14 protein-coding genes are annotated in these 20824 nt (G+C 41.7%); 8 read left to right on the forward strand and 6 right to left on the reverse strand.

Translation table 11 applies throughout. The annotated features are described in order from the left end of the window. Nucleotides 1-93 precede the first annotated feature (93 nt). Nucleotides 94-5223 carry a calcium-binding protein gene (locus NQ536_RS00280; protein ID WP_004852383.1) on the forward strand — a complete coding sequence of 1710 codons (5130 nt, stop codon included), beginning with the start codon at nucleotides 94-96 and terminating at the stop codon, nucleotides 5221-5223. A 21-nt stretch (nucleotides 5224-5244) separates the two neighbouring features. Here NQ536_RS00280 and NQ536_RS00285 read toward each other — a convergent pair whose 3' ends face one another. Then, complete coding sequence (locus NQ536_RS00285) at nucleotides 5245-5961, reverse strand: LytR/AlgR family response regulator transcription factor (RefSeq protein ID WP_004852381.1); 717 nt, start codon at nucleotides 5959-5961, stop codon at nucleotides 5245-5247. A gap of 55 nt (nucleotides 5962-6016) precedes the next feature. After that, the gene (locus tag NQ536_RS00290; RefSeq protein ID WP_004852377.1) at nucleotides 6017-7318 is read right to left on the reverse strand and encodes a sensor histidine kinase; all 1302 of its coding nucleotides are present in this window, start codon (nucleotides 7316-7318) and stop codon (nucleotides 6017-6019) included. A 229-nt stretch (nucleotides 7319-7547) separates the two neighbouring features. Between NQ536_RS00290 and NQ536_RS00295 the strand changes: the two genes are divergently transcribed. Beyond that, a complete protein-coding gene (locus NQ536_RS00295) occupies nucleotides 7548-8618 on the forward strand; it encodes a glycoside hydrolase family 5 protein (protein ID WP_044998154.1) in 1071 nt (356 codons plus the stop codon). A gap of 110 nt (nucleotides 8619-8728) precedes the next feature. On the opposite strand, the gene NQ536_RS00300 is transcribed toward NQ536_RS00295, so the two are convergent. Next, complete coding sequence (locus NQ536_RS00300; protein ID WP_004852375.1) at nucleotides 8729-8944, reverse strand: cold-shock protein; 216 nt, start codon at nucleotides 8942-8944, stop codon at nucleotides 8729-8731. A 363-nt stretch (nucleotides 8945-9307) separates the two neighbouring features. Here NQ536_RS00300 and NQ536_RS00305 point away from each other — a divergent pair, with 363 nt between their 5' ends. Further along, nucleotides 9308-10255 (forward strand): SpoIID/LytB domain-containing protein, encoded by a 948-nt coding sequence (locus NQ536_RS00305; RefSeq protein WP_004852373.1) that lies wholly within the window; start codon nucleotides 9308-9310, stop codon nucleotides 10253-10255. A gap of 68 nt (nucleotides 10256-10323) precedes the next feature. Continuing rightward, nucleotides 10324-11160 carry a M23 family metallopeptidase gene (locus tag NQ536_RS00310; protein WP_147565415.1) on the forward strand — a complete coding sequence of 279 codons (837 nt, stop codon included), beginning with the start codon at nucleotides 10324-10326 and terminating at the stop codon, nucleotides 11158-11160. Nucleotides 11161-11296: 136 nt separating this feature from the next. Here NQ536_RS00310 and NQ536_RS00315 read toward each other — a convergent pair whose 3' ends face one another. Beyond that, nucleotides 11297-13780 (reverse strand): GH36-type glycosyl hydrolase domain-containing protein, encoded by a 2484-nt coding sequence (locus NQ536_RS00315; protein ID WP_004852369.1) that lies wholly within the window; start codon nucleotides 13778-13780, stop codon nucleotides 11297-11299. Between the two features lie 335 nt (nucleotides 13781-14115). Here NQ536_RS00315 and NQ536_RS00320 point away from each other — a divergent pair, with 335 nt between their 5' ends. Next, nucleotides 14116-14784 (forward strand): hypothetical protein, encoded by a 669-nt coding sequence (locus tag NQ536_RS00320; RefSeq protein ID WP_004852367.1) that lies wholly within the window; start codon nucleotides 14116-14118, stop codon nucleotides 14782-14784. A gap of 111 nt (nucleotides 14785-14895) precedes the next feature. Here the strand turns inward: NQ536_RS00320 and NQ536_RS00325 are convergent, their stop codons facing one another. Both NQ536_RS00325 and NQ536_RS00330 read right to left on the reverse strand, forming a co-directional pair. After that, complete coding sequence (locus NQ536_RS00325) at nucleotides 14896-17097, reverse strand: InlB B-repeat-containing protein (protein ID WP_044998153.1); 2202 nt, start codon at nucleotides 17095-17097, stop codon at nucleotides 14896-14898. A 251-nt stretch (nucleotides 17098-17348) separates the two neighbouring features. After that, nucleotides 17349-18356, reverse strand: a complete 1008-nt coding sequence (locus NQ536_RS00330) for an aldose 1-epimerase (RefSeq protein WP_004852364.1) — start codon at nucleotides 18354-18356, stop codon at nucleotides 17349-17351. Between the two features lie 201 nt (nucleotides 18357-18557). Here NQ536_RS00330 and NQ536_RS00335 point away from each other — a divergent pair, with 201 nt between their 5' ends. From NQ536_RS00335 to NQ536_RS00345, 3 genes are all read left to right on the forward strand, one after another. Continuing rightward, nucleotides 18558-19325: a GDSL-type esterase/lipase family protein gene (locus NQ536_RS00335; protein WP_004852362.1), complete on the forward strand. Its 768-nt coding sequence runs from the start codon at nucleotides 18558-18560 to the stop codon at nucleotides 19323-19325. A 54-nt stretch (nucleotides 19326-19379) separates the two neighbouring features. Next, the gene (locus tag NQ536_RS00340) at nucleotides 19380-19856 is read left to right on the forward strand and encodes a DUF4358 domain-containing protein (protein WP_004852359.1); all 477 of its coding nucleotides are present in this window, start codon (nucleotides 19380-19382) and stop codon (nucleotides 19854-19856) included. A gap of 376 nt (nucleotides 19857-20232) precedes the next feature. Then, nucleotides 20233-20796, forward strand: coding sequence for a flavin reductase family protein (locus NQ536_RS00345; protein WP_004852353.1), 564 nt, complete (start codon nucleotides 20233-20235; stop codon nucleotides 20794-20796). Nucleotides 20797-20824: the final 28 nt, after the last annotated feature.

Genomic DNA, 20824 nt, shown 5'->3' on the forward strand with positions numbered 1-20824 from the left:
AGAATGAGTGAATTAACGATATTTAATTGGCTGTATGAATTGATGAAAAAACACTTGGGTAAGTAAAAAGTATAGTATTGGGGGATTATGTAAATGAATTCAAACAAGAAGTTGTATAGGATTATATCTTGGATTTTATGTGTATGTCTGTGTGCGAATATATGGACCAGTGGAATAATTACAGCATTTGCACAAAGTGATGGACCAGTACCGGAAATTAGCATAGAAGCTGCATTAGCTGAGGAAATAGGCGAAAATATGGATGCCGTAAGTGACTCGTTGAGTAAGAAAGCATCCGCAGGGAATTGGCATGTAGCAGTGTTTGTGGATGGGCTTCCTTGGTCAAAATTTCATAAGGAAGTTCAGAAAGATATATTAAAGAAATATGGAGTTGATAAGATAAAGCTGGAAATGCAGGTGACTTATCCAAAACCGATAATAAAGGAAAATGCATATACGGGGAAAAAACGACAGTATAAACGAGGATATGCAGATGTTAGTTTTGAAAAAGAAGATATTGGTTATCTATATGAAGTAAAACCGTACTCTTTCTCTGTTCAGCCCAAGAAGAAACTTGCAGAAAGTCAGCTGAAGGCATATGTAGATTCGTCTCCAAAATATAAAAAAGGAACTAGATCTCTAATAGAGGATGGTGAATGTTTTTTTGATATTACCAGAACATTTAAAGTTTATACAGAGGATATTGAATATAAAATACAGTATTTTGTTCAGGACAGTGGATTGATATTGTATAAGTTTCAAAGACATGTGAAAAGAAGGCAAAAAAACCCTGTCCCTGTCACAAGCTCAGAGACGAGTAAGGTTTCATCACCGGTCAAGGCTGGAGCAGCAAATGATGTGATTTTATTTCCGGGAAATAAGAATGGAAATTATGGCGAAGATCCTCAGCCTGATGGCAGTGGAATTGGCAGCAGTCTTCAACCAGGTGGTGGTGGTTATATAGATGTGGATGTTTTGCTGAAACTAGTGGCAGGCGTAACATTGTTGAATGCTGTGAATACAAAGATAAATACGAATCCAGATCTGAACAATTCTGTAACATTGGAGTTAAAAGTATATTGTGACAGATTTTTAAAAGCTGCAGCGGACTTTATAGCATCTGATCCGAGACTTGGACAAAAAGTCGCTGCGGCAGGTGTGCTTGGAGCCGGGGTATATGTCTTGTCTGATACACAGAAGGCTCAGGCAGCGGAGCTCAACAATGCAATGGAGGATGTAAGAACAGCTTATGATGTCTGTATTGATGAGGGATTTATTGATTACATATTAGAGGCGATAAATGAGGGAGATGAAAGTAGATACAATGAACTGATGAAGCTAATACAAGGATACAGTGATGATTATGATAGTGCAGGAAACGCGCAGCCTCCACGAGATCCGCTTGTGATTGATTTAGGAAATGAAGGGATAGAACTTAAATCACTGGATGAAGGAGTGAATTTTGATCTTGACAATAATGGTTTTTCGGAAAAAACAGCATGGATTGGAACCGAGGATGGCTTCCTTGCATTAGATAGAAATGCAAATGGAAAAATAGACAATGGAGGAGAATTGTTTGGAGATCAGGTGACTCTTGAAAATGGACAAAAATCGAGTTCCGGATTCGATGCTCTAAAAGAGTTTGATGAGAATGATGACAATCTGATAGATGAGGATGATTCGGTATTTAAGAAACTGCAGATATGGGTTGATGCGAATCATAATGGAATATCAGAAAAAAATGAACTAAAAGGTCTTGGAGATTTGGGTATCATATCAATCAGTTTAGCGCATAAAGAAGAAAGTGTTATTGATGAGGCAACCGGAACAAGATTAGCAGAAATTTCAGATGTTAAATTGGATGATAGGAGTGAAAAAACAAATACGGTTATTAGTGAGTTTTGGTTCCCGATCAAATCTTCAGATACAACTCATGGTGGAGTTGTAACATCTGGAAATGTGCAAAATATATATGCAGCGATGAGAGAGGATGAAACAGGTGAGCTGGGAAAATTATTTACTCAGTTTTGTATGTCAAATGATATAGCTCAAAAAAGACGTTATGTGAAAAAAATTTTATATTATATTACAGATGCAAAATCCATAAAACCTAATAGCCGGGGTGGAAATATTGATGCCAGAGATCTTAAAGTCATTGAAAGTTTTATGGGAAGACCCTTTGAAGGTGTTGACGGCAATAATCCGAACAGTAATGCTGCTGCAATTTTACGTGGAATTATTGGAGATATTGAGAATCAATACTATAATGTATTAAATCTTGATTCGGTGATGGGGGGATATTTATACGGAATTGTTGAATATAAAAACAGCGCTGGAGGTAATGAGGTTAATATAGCTGAACTTTATTATGTTCTGGATGAGAACTTTGAAAAAGGGGGAAATATAGATTCCTTAATATATGACTTTTGCCTGTACTTTAAAGCTTATGACACTATACATAAAACACATTGTATGAGTGATTTTGAGAAGCATTTTGCTGCAATAGATAATAGATTTGAAGAAATAATAGATATGGCAAATGCAGGAAATATATATTTAGGAACAGACGAAAATGATCAATACAGTGGAACTTCGTTAAATGATATGGTATTTGGAGAGGCTGGGAATGATGTACTTTGCGGAGATATAGGAAATGATATTATTTACGGTGGCGAAGGTAATGACAAATTGTATGGAAATTCAGGAAAAGATCATTTATATGGCGGCTCAGGCGATGATCTGCTTGACGGAGGTGCAGGTGATGACATCCTTGAGGACGAAGATGGAAATGATACTTACGTGTTTACAAGAGGTTATGGCAAAGACACAATAATTGATGCCGGTGGCAGTAATACAATACAGTTTTTAGATCTTACGCCAAAAGATATATTGGTAAATGGAACAGGAGAGAATGATGCAACCATATATATAAAAAATAACTCTGATAGTCTGACCATTAAGGATTTTTGTAAAAGTGAAGATCTTTCAGATTATACACTGCAATTTAAGAATGTATCTATGCATTGTACAGATGAAAAGAGCCCATTCAGGCATATATATGGCACAGAAAACAGTGATGATCTGAGAACGGTAGTTGATGGCTCTATGGTAAATGCGTTTGCAGGTGATGATAAGATAACAGCCAGCAAGCTTTCCGATATAATATATGCAAATGAAGGAAATGATATTGTAAAAGCCGGGGATGGCTCTGACACAATTTACGGAGGAGCAGGAGATGATACACTGTATGGTGAGGCTGGAGACGATATTATCTGGGGAGATGCCGGATCAGATAAGTTAGATGGCGGAGCAGGCAATGATAAATTGTATGGCGGAGCTGGAGACGATACTTATGTGTTCAACAAAGGATACGGAATTGATATTATTGATGATCAGGATGGAAGGATGACAATACAGCTTGGAGCAGATCTGGATATACAGGATATCACAGTGTTCGAGCTTGGAGAGGAAGTTGTAATTAAATCTGTTGAGACAGATGATATGCTCATAATCAGTGATGGCAAGTCGATTATTGATAATGTTTTGATGGAGTCTGGAGATAATACATATGAGATCAGAGATATGCTATCTGATATTGATGGAGATGAACAATATACGGTTGCTACAGCAACCGATGCCTCAGATGCAGTATTTACTGAAAGGGCGTGCGGAATAATAGCATCGGGGGCAGGATATGATTATATTGTTGCCTCAGAAGACAGTGATATAATATTTGGAGATTCAGATACAGATAGAATACTGTCAGGTGGCTCGGACGATATAACATATGGCGGAGAAGGCAGTGACCAGCTGTATGGAGAAGACGGAAATGATTTTATATCTGGTGGAACTGGAAACGACTATATGAATGGTGGAACCGGAGATGATCTGTTGATATCAGGCAGTGGAAACGATTTCATGGACGGAGGAGAAGGAGACGACATATATTATTTTAACATGGGAGATGGAAACGATACGATAACAGATGCTGCCGGGGAAAATACTATAATTTTTTGTGATGGCATTGAATCAGATAAGATAAAAGCATACAGGAGTGATTGGAATGACTTGCTTATTACATTTGCCGGAACAGATGATACATTAGTATTGAAAAAATATTGTGTGGACAAGGATGCCAGGGGTTATAGACTGGTATTTGCAGATGGTTATACAGGCTGTGCAACGGATAAGGACAGTGTTTTGAGAAACATTTATGATACGTCAAAGACAGAATATATGCCGACGATATATGATGATGGAGTGACAATAATATCGAGCGGAGGAGATGATCAGCTGGTTGGAAGCGATTGTTCAGATACCTTGATCGGTGGAGATGGCAACAATAGGATCACAGGCAATGCCGGTGATGACTGCATTGATGGTGGTAAGGGCAACGACTATCTGTCAGGTGGTTCGGGTTCTGATACATATATTTATAAAAAAGGATATGGAATAGATACAATAAATGATGATTCGGGTCATAATTACATTGAGATAAGTGACTATAATATCGAGGATATCCATTCGTACAGGACAAATTGGAATAATCTTACGATGGTTATGGGAGATGGTGATGACACGTCGCTGAATAATTCGGATTCGGACAAACTGATTATTGAAGGCTTTTTCAGCTCTGAAAAAAATAGAGAATTCAGTCTTATATTCGGAGATACTATTATAGACATCACTTCTTACAATAGTCCGGCCAGAGTATTAAATGGTACTCCTGATAATGATCAGCTTGGTGGTTTTGATGATAGTGGTTTTGTCATATATGGATATGATGGAGCTGATACATTAAATGGAAGCAGTGGAAATGACTGTTTATATGGTGGAACCGGAGATGACAGGCTGCTGGGAGCAGCTGGGAATGATGTGCTGGATGGCGGAAGTGGAGATGATCACCTTGAAGGCGGTGATGGAGATGACACGTATATCATACAGAGAGACTTCGGTAATTACACAATAAAGGATGATGACGGTGTAAATACATTAAAATTCGGTGAGACAATAGTGGCATCTGATATAAAGGTGTACAGAACAGATTGGAATGATCTTACTATTCATATATGTGATAGTAATGAATATGTGAAAATCGTAGGGTATTTCACATCTGATAAGTGCAGAAAGTTTAATGTTACATTTGCTGATGGTACGGAGTTTGATTATACAGATAGTGACAATCCGGTAAATCAGGTTATCACAGCTGATTCAAATGATTAGATGGACGGGGTGCCATGCACTCTAATATTTGAGCAGATATTCGGTATACAAAGCCTTTACCTGGTTTCGATATGAGCGACCAACAGGAAGATGCCTGATCTCAATGATGCTTTCTAATAAAGTAATATCAGAGGAATTGACACTTTTTATGCAGGACATGTTGACCATGTATGACTTGTGAATTCTAATTATGTTGGTGTTCTGCAATATATTTTCTGCACCTTTGATATCCATAACGAATAGGTGATTGCCGGATGAGTACGTTACAACATTGATATAGTGTCCGGTTGAATATATGTATATGATGTCACCAGGATAGATTTTTCCCTCTGGAGCGCTGTTGAATGAAACAGGGTGATTACTGCAGTGGCTGCGGAGGGAAGATTCTAATAGCGGAAATAATCTCTCTATTTTGATTGGCTTTGGACAGAACCCAATTGTTTTAGGACTGAAACTATCATATACATAATTGGTATGGCTGGATATAAATATAATAGATCCGACAAAACGGCTGTGCTGGAGTCTGTGCATGAGCTGTACACCATTGATGGAATCATTCATTTCTATATCAAGCAGCAATACGGAAATGTGATGAGAACTATATGATAAAACATCAAAGATTGAATGGAAAAAAATATAAGAGTGGTCTATGTTTTTACCAGAAAAAAATTGTTCGCAGCAATCTCGGTTTTTAATTTGATGTATGGTTTCATCGTCACAGATTCCGATATATATCATGTGTTTCCTCCTATTGGTATATGGTTCAGGTGTGGTATACTGACGGCTATATGGTTTACATAATTATGTCAATGTAAGAAAGACTGTTGCTTTGCCTGAATTTAAATACTCCGTTATATTTGTCTATGGTATGTTTGATGTTTGAAATTCCGAAACCGTGAGCGGCTTTGTCATTTTTGGTGGTGAGAGGAAGTCCATTTGCATCAATAACTGCTGGAGATGCAGTTGTATTTGACTGATGTATTACTAAATGCGAATTCCTGACAGATAAATCAATATTTATCGCTGGCTGTATTTCGGTGTCGGCAGGGATCTTTTCACATGCCTCCAGTGCATTTGAAAGTATATTATCAAGGACTGTGCAAATGTCGAAAGCGTCTATATTGCTGGGAATAGAAATACATGAATTAATCCAGTTGAATTCAAATTTTTTATTTTTAATTTTCTGATGATAGTGAGATACAACTGCGTTTACAGCAGCTATATTTGTGTATGTAACGCAGTTTGTCTCTTCGAATGCAATACCCAGACTTTTAAGATAGAGAGCTGCCTCGGAATATTTCTGAGAATTTAACAGGCTGTTTAGTATCGTTATGTGGTTTGCAGAGTCATGCCTGAATCTCCTCAAGGCAGCATCGCTGTCGTGAATTATCGTAAATTGTTTTTCCTGATCAGACATTCTCAGCCTGGCAAGCTCCTCCTGGTGTTTATGAAATAATTGTTTTCTGTATATATTAGATAATGCAATCCACATCAAAAAAAATATAATTATCAGTATAATGAAAAATAGTGATGCCATGTTTAGTATGTAATAGTTGATATTAGAAAATTGAGTCAGAGCCTGCAATGTACCGATAATTCCAGAAACTATAAATAAGGAGCCTGCAAGCAAAATATAATAGATTTTAGAGTGGAAAATAATGAAAGGATCAGCATGGATGTCGGTAAGCTTGATACACAGGATGCTGATTGAAAGAGACAGTGTTACAGCCAAATTGGTAAATATACAATAAGTCAAAACCCCTGCCGCATTTTCAAATGATATATCCTTAACAATCGCAAAAAAATACAGAAACAGCAGTGAAAAAATATGATTTAGTGTAAACACACTTATAAAGTTAATCATATTTTCCTGTTTGCTGCCGTTGACAAGGAAGATGGACATCAGAAAGCCAAGTGCGAAAAATACATATGTGTCTAGTTCCACATTTAATGGCAGCAAATTAAAAGCGAAAATGCTGCATAAGAAAACTATATATTTAGGTACACCTTTAGCAGGCAGCCTCCCGAAAAAAATATAGAAAATAAGAAAGTAATTTAGCATCTCGACGATTGTATAAAGTGTATGTGTAAGCATATATAATCCCCTGCATATATTTAGATAATAATATTATATATAAATATATTAGAATAATCAACATAACCGAAAACATGTTGCCATGTTGCAAAATAGCTGCAAAACTTGTCAATTTCTTCGTAGCTATGGTATGATAAATATATATAGTTTTCGCGGGAAACTAATGGCACCGGCAATTTGCATAAGGCGAATTTGCAGGGTCAGTATTCAAAAAGGGGGTTATATACATATGAAAAGAAGAAGAGTATGGCAGAGAATCGTTTCACTTCTGCTAGTATTTGTCATGGTATTTACGGTGGCAGAGATCCAGCCGGATGCAGATGCATTTGCTGCGGCGAAGACTCCGCTTGCAACCCATGGCAGGCTTGCTGTGAAGGGAGCGGATCTGGTGGATGCAAAGGGCAGAAAGTTCCAGCTCAGGGGAGTCAGTACCCATGGTATCAACTGGGATGTGGGATATCCTTACGTGAATAAGGCAGCATTCCAGACACTTCGCGATGACTGGGGCGCAAATGCAGTGAGACTTGCGATGTATACTTCCGAGTACAATGGCTACTGCTCAGGCGGCAATCAGGCACAGCTCAGAAACCAGATATACAAGGGTGTAAAATATGCTACAGAGCTTGGAATGTATGTCATAATCGACTGGCATATATTGAATGATGGCAATCCTATGACCCAGCTTGCGCAGGCGAAGAAATTCTTTGCTACGATGTCCAACAAGTACAAGAATCAGAAGAATGTCATATATGAGATATGCAATGAGCCGAATGGCTGTAGCTGGACATCGATCAAGTCATATGCAACACAGGTCATTAAAGTGATAAGAAAATATGATAAGAAAGCGATAATAGTAGTTGGAACGCCGACATGGTCACAGCTCGGATCTGATGGTACACACAATGAGGTCGCAAACAGTCCTATAAAGGGATACAAGAATATCATGTACTCACTTCATTTTTATGCAAACGAATGGAGCCACAATAAATATCTGCCTGCAAAGCTTGACTATGCAAGAAAGAAGGGCATAGCAGTCATGGTTACAGAATTTGGAATGTCAGCTGCGGGTGGCGGAGGCGGAATAAACTCCTCCTACACGGGCAAGTGGCTCGGCAAGCTCAACAAGTACAATATAAGCTATTTCTGCTGGAGTCTTAGCAACAAGAATGAGTCATGTTCACTGCTCTCTTCTAAGACGAAGAAAACAAGCAAATGGAAGACTACTGAATTGTCGGTAGCTGGTAGATACATAAGATCAAAATATAGAGCACGCAAAAAAGCACTTGGAAGCAAAGCATAAATAAAAGAAGCCGGAATACAGAATGAAAAGAATCATCTGTATTCCGGCTTCTTTTATGACCTTAAGTCATATGATGATATGGTTTACAACCACATGTCAGTGCCAGCTAATTAAGCTACAACTGTTACGTTTGTTGCTCTCTCCTTAGAAGCATCCTTTGGATCTGCCTCTACATCAAAAGAAACCTTCTGTCCCTCGTTAAGAGTCTTATATCCATCAGCGTTGATAGCTGAAAAATGAACAAATACGTCCTTTCCTGTTTCATCGTCTGAGATGAATCCATAACCCTTTTCTCCGTTGAACCACTTAACTGTACCGTTCTTCATCACGAGTACCTCCTAAAATGTTGAAATTTTGTACTCAATGAAAACACTACAATATACCCTATAGAGAATATCTTACAGAGAATACTCCAAAGAAAAGTTTACCTTATATAGCAATCGAACCGTTAATCTTGAATACGCTACTATCATATTATGTCATGTTCCATTTGTCAATAAATTATCCGTAGAGAGAGCACAATAAATTATCCACAAAGAGAGTTGTCGTTTTGAAGGTTAACACTGTTTGCAACTGTATTCATATAATCGAAAACAAATGGATATACATAGTATCAGGAAGTGGTGGGTCCGTTATGGAGAGTGTGTGATTAATTTCCGGGAAGATATAGACATAACAGGGGGGAGAATATGCAGAAATTGAGAACTGTCATTATAGGTATTGCGGTGGCTGTGTTGTTGTCATATATAATTTCTTCTATCTATGCCAGATACAGATATCCGGTCAGTCTGTCGGAGGGACAACCCAGTGGAAAAAGCGTATGTGTATATGAAGATGGGCAGTATGATCTGATGGACGTGGAGGAGTATATAGAGTCGGTGCTCATGGGGATGATGCAGGACGACTGGAATGAAGAAATGCTCAAGGCGATGGCTGTAGTCCTGCGCACGGGAGTGTATTACCAGATGGAAAATCAGGATACGTCTCAGACTGGGAAAAATGACCTTATAAATGAATCGGAGCTGCGAGAGATCAGATATACATATGCGGAGCTGAAGGAAAAATGGGGGGACGAGTACAGAAACGTGGCAAGACGTTCACATGCGGCAGTGTCAAACACAAGGGGCGTTGCCATCCGATATGATGGACAGGTCATACTGCCTGTGTATCACGTAGTCAGTGTTGGACATACTGTGAGTGCGGAAGAGTTATATGGATATGACATTCCGTATTTAAGACAGGTGGACAGCGGCGCTGACAGGATGGCGTCTGATTTTTCAACAACATTGATGTTCGGTGGGGATAGACTCAGAAAAACATTTGACAGATGGCTGTCACAGAGCCAGACGGAGAGTGGTGAAGATGTCAGGGTGTCGGACGCCACAGCATCAGGATTTGCCAGAACTGTAAATGTATTTGGATGTGAGATAAATGCGGATGATTTCTGCAGACAGCTCGGCCTGCAGTCCACAAATGTACATATAGACAAGCCGGGAGAAGATTACAGGGTGATAACTGTAGGTGTGGGAAACTCCCTTGGAATGTCACTCTATGGCGCAGCATTGCTGGCGGCAAATGGTGAGAGTTATGATGAGATAATCCAATATTATTACACAGGGGTAACTGTATCAAAATAGAAAACAAAATTTCCAATAGTTGTATAATTTCCGGATCATCTGTGCATGCTACAAATGAGGTGATGAATATGAAGAAATTTTTAAGCGGAGTAAAGAAGAATATCTTCTATATCTCGCTCATCACAGGCATGGCTGTGCTTGTGACGGTGCTGGGACTTTATAACGCAAAGACAAATTCAAAGGAAAAAAATATTGTGATCGGACAGAATACACCGTATGGAGATACATCTGAGTCAGGCATGCAGACAAAAGAGACGTTAAGTGGCAAGGATAAAAATGCAGGCACAGAGGATGGTACACGCAATGATGTGGAGCGTGATGCGACTGCGGACAGCACATATGCAGAAGATTCAGCTGCAGATCTGGATGGCGGAGATACAGATGCTGAGATAACTAAAGATGATGCTGGGCAGAGTGATGTGGATTCTGAGAATACACAGGAAGACAGTGAGGCAGTGTCCGCCGCAACAGGTGGAGAGGAGACTCTCAGCTATGATCCAAAAGAGAGTATAAGCTGGCCTTTGACTGGAAATGTGATAATTCCGTACAGCATGGATACCACAGTGTACTTTGAGACATTAAAGGAGTACAAATGCAGCCCTGCCATGGTGATCGAGGCAAAGACCGGCGATGAGGTAAAGGCGGTATACAAGTGTAAGGTGGCTGAGGTGTCAAGCAATTCCGAACTGGGAAACTATGTAAAACTTGACCTGGGCAATGGCTATGTAGTTACACTTGGACAGTTTGAGGATATAAAGGTTGCCCTCGGAGAGTATCTGGAAGCTGGTGATGTCGTAGGAACTATTGGCGAGCCAAGCCGGTTCTACACCAAAGAGGGAACAAATCTCTACTTTGCAATAGAAAAAGACGGGAATCCGGTAGATCCCATGTTGTTAATCCAGTAGCCATGGGGTCAGGTACCTCCGTCCCCCAGGAGGGACGGGCATAAAAAAACAGCCATCTCTGTGGTTGAAACAGAGATGGCTGTCTTTTTGTATGTATATTATATCTGTATCACAGCAAGCTGTGATATGTAATGCATTAACCCATTACAACCTCTACAGTGTGAGTCTTGCCGTCGCCAAATGCTGGAATAACATTGCCCTCGATAGCATTGCCATCAACTACAACGCTCTTAACGCCCTTGTTGATGTGATCAGGGTTAGAAACCTTGATGTCGTATGTAGCACCACGGAACTGACGAGTAGCTGTCATTCCATCCCATGCAGCAGGTATAGATGGATCAATCTTCAGACCATCGAAGTCTGCTGAGATACCAAGGATGTACTGTGATATAGCTACCATGTTCCAAGCAGCTGTACCTGTAAGCCATGAGTTCTTGCCCTGTCCGAAGTGGTTGCCTGGCTTGCCGATGTCTGATCCGGCATCCTTACCACCGATCATCTGGCCGTATACATATGGCTCAGTCTTGTGTATATCTGATGTCTCCTCAGTGAAAGCAGGAGCTATCTCTGAGTAGTACTTAAATGCCTGATCGCCAGCACCTGCGTAAGCAGCGGCACAGATGATCCATGCATTGTTATGTGTGAATATTCCGGCATTCTCCTTGTATCCGCCTGGGTATGTAGAAATCTCACCATACTGGATGTAATACTTTGTGAATGCTGGGTTGTTGAGTACAAGTCCGTGCTGTGTATTGAGTCTCTCGTCGATCGCAGCAAGAGTCTTCTTGTCGCAGCCCTGATCCTTGCCGATGTCAGACATGATAGCAAATCCCTGTGGCTCGATGAAGATCTGGCCTTCCTCGCACTCCTTAGATCCCATCTTCTCACCATTTGCATCGTAAGCTCTGAGGAACCAGTCGCCGTCCCATGCTGACTCCATGATGTTGGCCTTCATCTTGTCGATCTCAGCCTGAGCAGCATCAGCCTCAGCGTCCATTCCAAGGTGCTTGAGAATAGCAACATAGTTAGGACCTGTATATGTGAAGAGTGTAGCAACCATAACTGACTCAGCAACCTTTGAGTATCCGCCTTCAGCAGCGAACTTAGGGTTGGTGTATGTCTGGAAGCTCTCACCTGGTGTGTCTGAGAAACATGAAAGGTTGATACAATCGTTCCAGTCAGCTCTCATTGCAAGTGGAAGTCCGTGTGGTCCAAGGTTGTTCACGATCTTGTAGAATGAAACCTTGAGGTGGTCAAGCATAGGCTTTGCAATTGACATATCGTTGTCATATGGAACCATCTCGTCAAGGATGCCCCAGTCGCCTGTCTCCTTGATGTAAGCTGATACAGAAAGGATCAGCCATAATGGATCGTCTGAGAAGTCTCCACCGATATCTGCGTTACCCTTCTTGGTAAGTGGCTGGTACTGATGGTAGCATCCACCGTCTGGGAACTGTGTTGAAGCTATATCGATGATTCTCTCTCTTGCACGGTCAGGGATCTGATGAACAAATCCGAGTACATCCTGGTTGGAATCACGGAATCCCATACCACGGCCGATACCTGACTCGAAGTATGAAGCTGAACGTGAAAGGTTAAATGTAACCATACACTGATACTGATTCCAGATATTTACCATACGGTTTACCTTGTCATCAGGAGTGTTAACGTTGAGGATGCCTAAGAGTCTGTTCCAGTGCTCCTTGAGTTCCTTAAGACCTGCAGCAACCTTCTCAGGTGTGTTGTACTTCTCGATCATCTCGAGAGCCTTTACCTTGTTGATAGTCTTGCCGTCAGCCTCGAACTTCTGGTCAACAGGCATCTCAACATATCCAAGTATAAATACAAGAGTCTTTGTCTCGCCTGGAGCAAGAGTGATCTTCTTGTAGTGTGAAGCGATAGGTGACCATCCATCAGCAAATGAATCATTTGCCTTGCCAGCCTCAACAGCCTGTGGGTTGTGGAAACCGTTGTAAAGTCCGATGAATGAATCTCTGTCTGTATCGTAGCCATCGATCTCGTCATTCACTGTGTAGAATGCGAAATGGTCACGTCTGTCTCTGTATTCTGTCTTGTGGTAGATAGTTGAACCGACAACCTCCACACGGCCAGTACTGAAGTTTCTCTGGAAGTTGGTGCAGTCATCCTGTGCATCCCAGAGACACCACTCCTCAAATGAGAAGAATGAGAATGTCTTCTCCTCTGAGCCTTCATTTGTAAGAACGACCTGCTGAACCTCTCCAGCGTAGTTCTGAGGAACAAAGAAAGTAACCTCAGCCTTAAGGTCATTCTTCTTACCTGTGATGATTGTATATCCCATACCATGACGGCACTGATACTCGTCAAGCTCTGTCTTTACCGGTGACCATCCCGGATTCCATATTGTACCATTGTCGTTGATATAGAAATAACGTCCGCCCATATCTATAGGCACGTTGTTATAACGATATCTTGTGATTCTACGAAGACGTGCATCCTTGTAGAAGCTGTAACCTCCTGCAGTGTTGGAGATCAGTGAAAAGAAATCCTGTGTTCCAAGGTAGTTGATCCAAGGATAAGGAGTTCTAGGAGATGTGATCACATACTCCTTGTTGGCATCATCAAAATAACCAAATTTCATGTAGCATATACCTTCCTTCCAATTGTATTATGTTCGCTTTCAGATAGCTCTCATAAGCCCCCTCTGAAGTCTTCTGTATCGTCTTTGTGCTATTTCTCCCTTAAAAGACAGCCATACAGTTTGATTATATAATAAATGACGTAAAAAGACAACAAAGTAATGGTTCTATTTGTACAAACTAGCCATGGGATGGCCGGTGGCATTTTGCATATCATATAATGAAACATGGTTTTGATGTGTTGAGAATATTGCCTGTTATGGTATACTGTAGAGGTGCTTGGTGGAAATAAGGCGGATCGTTCACCGGAAAATAGAAAGAACAGGAGTTTTGGCGTATGAGAAATGCTAGTGATCAGAATAATATATCATATAAAAATGAAAGAAATAAGCAGGAACGTGTGTATGTTGGCGGCAGCGGCGCATCGGATATGGGATTTGATGACAGGGACGTCCAGGTAGCGGATGAGCTTGCGAAGGAGAAGAAAAAGAAAGTTGCGATAGCTCTGTCTGCGGTATTGCTGGCAGTTATAGTTGTGGTTGTGTATCTTGCAGTGACAAGACTTAGTACAGGAAAGTCAAAAAGCATAAAGCTGGTAGACACTTATATGTCGGGTCTTGAGAATACGGATGTCGATAAGGTGAAGAGTGTCATGGATCGGAAAGCTGTGGATGACGACTCTATAAATACGCTCGTCAAGATATTTGAGACGTACAATGAAAATGGGATACAGTATACTCTTGAGTACACAACGGCTGAAGGCCGGGAGGCATCGCCGAAGGAGCTTGATGCTGTGAGTCAGGCATTATACAGTAAGACAGCTGATAAAGCGGGCGTGAAAAAGGGATATGTGGTTCCTGTTAGGGGAACAATCATGCTGACATATGACGGACAGACTTCTCCGTATGAGATGGATATGGACATTATATGTTACGAGAAAGACGGTGAGTGGTATCTTGGCGGAACTGTGGATAATGGCACAGATACGACGGAGAGCGCAGAATAATAGGGAATCGACATAGATATAATAATAAAAGCCACTGGTGAATGATGGGCCTGTCTGCGCGACAGGTGGATAAGTACCATTCTCCGGTGGCTTTTATATTGCTCCGGCTGCCTATTTCTTTCTGCCGGAAATGAGTATGATAATGAACGATGCAAGAATAGTTGCAAGTACAGTTATTAATATGACAAGCTGAAGGTTGCGGACACGGCTTTTTCTCTTATCCACAGTGTCGCTTGACTTATAGTTGTTTATCTGTTTTGAACTGCGCTCCGTTGTCACTTCAGTTGTGGTCTCAGTGGTGCGCTTTGCCCTTGTAGTGTACTCGTGCATTGTGTATTCGGTAGTTGTCCGCTCTGTTGTGTAAGGCATAAAATCGGTTGTTGCTTCCGTGGTTGCCTGCGTAGTCGCCTGGGTTGTGGCGGTTGTGGTTGTCTGCGTAGTCGCCTGAGTTGTTGTGGTCGGTTTCTCCTCTATAGAGAAAGTTGCGACCGCATCACCCGTGGTTGAACGTATTGTGAGCGTGTGCTTTCCGGCACTGAGCGTATCAAGATATGAGAATTTCAACTCGATTATAGTACTTCCTTCGCTCTTGGTGTAGTATGTCGGGGATATAACATTGTTGTCCACAAGTACGCATACAAAGTCGGCAATATCAGCATCTGAGCGGAACTTAAGCGTGTCGCTGCTGGATTTTTTCCATTTTACGTCATTGCCTCCTGTAATCTTAGGTGCCTGTTTGTTTATAACTGTGTCACCTTTGCTAATATTCTTAGTGCCCTTGCTGTCACTGAAATATTTGCCGCAGGCCGAGCAGTACCAGTATTCTATATTGCCGCTTTTTGAAGCAGTGGCTGCAACGGCGTCTACTTTTTTCAGGGCTGTGTGGTTTGTCTTGCTCTTGTGACCGTATTTGGCGCCACAGACGGCACAGACAGCTTTTTCTGTACAGGTTGCTTTTCCCCCAGAACAGTCTTGGGTAACTCTGTAACCGCAGTCTTTGTTTTGACAGGTTGCTGAATGGGTTCCGTTGCCGTTGTTCTTCCATTTGCTGAGCTTGTGCTCAGAATGAGCCTTGGACAGCTCTTTTCCACAGTATTTGCAGACGATAGGAGTTGTGCAGTTGCTGTCGTCCGGGGCTGCAACGTGATCTTTGTTGACTGTCGCTGATATCTCCGTCTTGTTGCCGGCCTTATCCGTGGCTACCAATGACTGCACACCCTTTGCAGGTGAAAGCTTGAATGACATTGAATCATCCAAAGTAATTTCTTTGCCGTTGACTGTCAGTTTGTCCAGGTTATCCTCAATGAGTGTGACATCTACGGCTGAGCAGTAAACAGAGTCGTTGGTTATCCCATTGAATGCAGGAGCCTTTGTGTCCATGGTGAAGCCCTCTGATGATATGTATGATGTTTTATCGCCTGACTTTATCTGTGCATATATCACATATGATCCGTCATCGCCTACGGTGAAAGCGCCACCGTATTCGGTAAATGAACCGTTTGCCAGAGCATCCTCGGAAAGCTGCTCCCCGCTTATGATGTAGCCGATCTTTGCATCTTTGTCTGCTGATATGGTTACCTTTACGGCTTTTTTGTAGTAAGTGTCAAATGAGATCTCATCCTGAAGGGAATCCCAGCTTTTCTTGCCAATGGTGATCTTGCCCTTTGAAGAATCGCTTTCCCACTGGGCATAGAAAGTCAGGTTTCTCTTGCTGGTATTGTCGTCAGGATCAGTATAATTGTAGCCGTTATCGTCTGCCTTTTCAAAATCACTGTAGTATATCATACTTATATTTTTGCCAGAGCCATCAGCGTTTGTGTTCCAGCCAGTGAACTTGTATCCTTCCCTCTCGGGGGTGTAGTCTGCCAACGCGATGCCGTATGATTTGCCGACAACGTCAAAATCGTAGGTTCCGCTTTCTGCATCGCTGATGGTTCCTCCGTTTGCATCAAGGGTGAATGTAAGCCCTTCCCCGGAGTAGCTGTCCTTTGTGTACATGGCAGCGATGACAAGCCTGCTTGATTTGTCAGTGAAATATGAGCTCTTTATGCTGGTTACTTTTTTAGACTTGTTGTACCATCCTGTGAAAGTAAATCCATCACGTTCAGGGATGTATTCGGACAAGTCTATGTCCTGAAAGTCTTCTTTAGCCTGAGAAAGCTCGATGCTTTCTTCCCCGGATATATTGCCGCCTGCGGCATCAAGCGTGACATAGTAAGTGTCGGGGTCATCCCCTTCATCCGCCATTGCGCATACCCCATTAAAGCAGAACAGAGAACAGAAGACGATAGATAAAAATAAAAATTTTTTCATGAAATTCCTCCCTCGAATGAGTTAGTGTACAGTCACAATAAACGTTGCAGCTGTACAAAATAAACCTATTAATATTAAATATACATATGGTTTTTATTAGTTTTATTTTATTATAAAAAAAGGTATAAGACAATGAAACGTAAATATAATTAATAAGATGAAAGGAACGACCGTCCCTGGCATGGAGCTTGATATAAAACTCTGATCCTGGAATGATCGTTCCTTTCCTTTGGGTCTATATGCAGATCGTATTACTGAACTGTTGTAAATATCCTTTCTCTGACTGTCTTGGACTCTCCTGGTGCAAGCTCTGTGTAGCCTGTAACAGAAGGATCACCTGAGAGATTAGGAGCATCAATGTTCCAGCTCATTGGCTCTGGGCAGAAGTAACCCTTGTCACCGTGGTCATTCCACATGATCCAGAACTTCATGGTGTCATCGACTTCGTAGCAGATCCTTTTGCCTGTGGCAGTGTCTGTGATATATACTCCGTAGAATGGCTTGCCGTCGAGCTCGTTCATCTCAGCGGTGTAAAGGTCGTTATCTATGTCCTTGAGAACGGGAATCATGGTTCCGTTCTTGTACTGAAGATCATAGTCGGTGATAGGAAGATTTTTCTCTGTAGGAATTGCGTGCTCATCCAGTTCCCATTTGTCTCCTACAGGGACACAGAGACGCACATCCTCACCCTTGCCTGAGCTTGTAAATGGTCCCTTGAATGCTACGTGGTTACATACTCCGTAAGGCATCTGTCTGTCGGATAGATTGGTGAGGGTGAATTCGTAGTTGAGTCCCTCTGGTGTAAGTGTAAATGTAAAGTCTGCTCTGAAGCTTACAGGGTATGTGGAGAAGAATTCGTCGTTTTCATCATATGTATAAGATGTCTTTCCTATAGCGTTGTTGCCGTCTGCGGTTACTTCTTTGACATCGTGGTTTCTCAGATGAAGGAAACCATGGAGATGGTTGCCAAGAGGATCGTTGCATGGGAAATGATACATTGCGTCTGATGTCTTGAGATTGCCGTGTGAAAGTCTGTTTGGAAGATACAGGGTAGGCATACCGTATATCTCGGCGGCAGCTTTGAGCTGTGCAGGTGTGAGTTCAGGATCGTTTCTGAAAACATCAATATCCAGAGCTGTGTTCTCGAGTTTCATCACATTACTTCCGTTGAATGGAGCGATGAGGGCACGATAGTCTCCGGATATAAGTTCAATACAGGTTTCCCCTTTATAATCAATAGTACGTGCAATTGTGTTCATAATATTCTCCTCTACATTATATATAATAACTATTTACAATACTACCACGTTGAAAATAAAGTGTCTATCTTTTAATAGTGAAAAAGATATTGAAAATGCTCTCTCAAAAAGGTTTTCTTGATTATTTTATCATTAATTGATATACTATCCCCGGTATATTTATTTTGTGTTGGAAATTGTGTATATTACTCGGAGGTCAAAGTGACTAAGAATAATAACAGATATCATAAAAATAACCGACTTCTGAACGGAGTCATCGGTCTTGCGATTTTGATTGTATTTGTGTGTGCTATTGGACAGGGAAATCTCAGAAAAGAGGTTCACGGACAGGAACAGGTGAGACCAGAGGGTGGTACATCAGAGAGCATAAATGAAAGTCCGGCACCTTCATATGATATTGTGGACGATAGCTATTTTGCATCATCGCTGTTGGTGGGAGATTCCAGGGCGGAGACGCTTGGGCTTTACAGTGATCTGGCGGACTGGGATGTGTGTGCTACAAGAAATCTGGACATAGAAACGGTTGAGAGCAGTAAGATCGTGGATACTGGCTCGGGACAGATGATAACGGTTCCGGACATGCTTTCAAAGACTAACTACAACAGCATATATATATCATTTGGAACAGGTGAACTTGGATGGTATAAGGAGAGATTCATAACCGCGTACAGAACATTTCTTGATAAGATAACCGCACTTCAGCCGGCAGCGGACATATACGTCATGTCCATACTGCCAGTGTCTGCGGAGTTGTCATCGGAGGATTCGGTGTACAACAATCCGGCGGTTGACAGATTCAACCTGGCCCTTCAGGAGCTGTGCCGGGAGTATGACAATGTCAAGTATCTTGATATAGCGAGCAGTGTTGCTGTAGACGGTGTGCTTCCGGATGATGTGGGAACAGACGGCATACATTTTAACAAAGAATATAGTCAGAAGATCATAGACTATATAAAGAACAATGTGTAAGTTGGGATATAGACAGAGAAACCGACAGGTGTAATAGACGGAAACGGAGATAGTATGGTCAGAAAGATAATGATGTTGCTCGTAGGAGTGTTGGCCATGTGTGGCCTTACAGGTTGTGGGGGGAGCGACAGTCAGGAAGTTATCCAGCCCGATGTGCATACATTGTCGGGCAAACTGACGGACGGAGTGAAGTTTGAGGATTCTGTGGAAGAGATATCTCTGGAAAGGGCTCTTAAGTATTATGGGATCGACAGCAGCATGGTGAGCGATGGGGATGTGTATATGTCCACGGGTGCTACTGCTGAGGAGATGGCTGTTTTTGAAGCGTCATCTGCCGGATCTGCGTCGGTAATATTTGACCGGCTGACGGTCAGGAGAGATGACAGTGTCAAGATGTATATAGGCAGCAAGCCGGCTGATGTGAGCAGACTGGACAATGCTGTGCTGTATATCCACGATAACTTTGTAGTGTATGTTGTCTCGGATGACAGTGGTGCTGCGTTGGGTATAATAAAAGAATATTTGGAGTGACGAAGACGGCACGCTGGATAACTGAGCATATATCATCGTATATTATCAGAGGTCCGGCGTGTATTTTAGTTTGCGGCGGAGTATCTTGGTATGTAACGTTTGAGATGGCCTTACATATTGTAATAGTAAATTCGCTGTCAATGTATATGATAAAAGATTGAGATTTGGAATGTTGTATTTTGGCTGGCTGCCATGTATTATAAAGCATAGAATATACGGTGTTGAATTGATGGCTTGTGATATGACGGGGAGATACCCGGTGTGGTGTTCCCCGTCAGATTAGGAATGCATACATATATAAGGACATTTTCACGGCGATGAAAGACAGAACAGATATAGCAGCGGTATGCAATAATAACAGGAAAGAGGTAAAGATATGTCAAAACAGAGTTGGAAACCAGGAAATATGTTGTATCCGGTACCGGCAGTGATGGTGAGCTGCCAAAGACCGGGGGAGAAAGCCAATATAGTCACTATAGCATGGGCGGGAACTATATGCAGCGATCCGGCAATGGTGTCGATATCGGTGAGACCTGAGAGATATTCCTATGACATAATAAAGGAGACTGGCGAGTTTACCATCAATCTTGTCACTGAGGATCTGACATTTGCAACGGATTACTGTGGAGTGAAATCGGGCAGAGATGTGGATAAATTTAAGGATATGAAGCTTCATGAGTGTAAAGGGGTAAATGTGTCCTGCCCAGGAATAGAGGAGAGTCCGGTGAACATAGAGTGCAAGGTCAAGCAGATCATACCTCTCGGTTCACACGACATGTTTATCGCTGAGGTCGTGGGAGTTCAGATCAGCGAGAAATACATGGACAGCACTGGAAAGTTCAATCTCAACAGCACAGGACTGGTGGCGTATTCACACGGTGAGTATTTTGAACTTGGAAAGAAAATAGGTAAATTCGGCTATTCGGTAAGAAAAAAGTGATGAAAAACCGAGTAAAATAACAGATGGA

Origin of the sequence: Coprococcus eutactus (assembly GCF_025149915.1) — a bacterium.
GTDB lineage: Bacteria > Bacillota > Clostridia > Lachnospirales > Lachnospiraceae > Coprococcus > Coprococcus eutactus.